The 667-nt window shown below is 43.0% G+C and carries 1 protein-coding gene; it reads left to right on the top strand.

Going from position 1 to position 667, the window contains the following annotated elements:
- Nucleotides 1-37 precede the first annotated feature (37 nt).
- Nucleotides 38-667: TRCF domain-containing protein (locus tag ACRCJ0_RS17970; protein WP_431391502.1), on the top strand; the 630-nt coding region annotated here is incomplete at its 3' end.

Here is a 667-nt window from a genome sequence, read left to right on the forward strand (position 1 = left end):
TTTTGTTAACTCAGTCGGTTTCGACCTCTATTCACAAATGTTACGTGAAGCAGTCCAACGTAAACGGGGCATTTTACCGGCTAAGAAAACTGAGCCAGTGGAAATATCACTATTTATTGATGCTTATATTCCGCAGAGCTATATCCGGGATGAGAGACAAAAAGTGGAGATTTATAAACGGGTGCAGGCCATGACCAGTGTAGATGAAATGTGGGACTTGGATGATGAGTTGATGGATCGATACGGTGAACCACCAATTGAAACGCAACTGTTACTGCAAGTGGGTGCTATTAAAGCGGCGGCCGATAAGATCGGTGTGACAAGCATTAAACGCATTACTGCTAGCAACACCATAGATGTCCTTTTCCACGAAAATCTTGAACAAAAAATCATGACACCAGCTATCTTCAAGGCATTAGAGGACAATCCTTTACGCTTGGCGATTAAGCAAGTTGGGGCTGCCTTAATGATCAGCCTAGGTTTAAACAAGTTGTCTACTGAAGAATGGTTGGACTACTTACTGCAATTTACAACTAAGTTAGCTGATGACGAAAATGTAGTCCAAATGAAGGCGGACCAATTGGCTAAGGAAAAAGCTGACTACGAGAAAGCACAAGCTTTAAAAGCTGAACAAGAAGAGGCGGCGAGTAAAGCTGCTGTAGACGCG

Source organism: Aerococcus sp. L_32 (assembly GCF_050689315.1).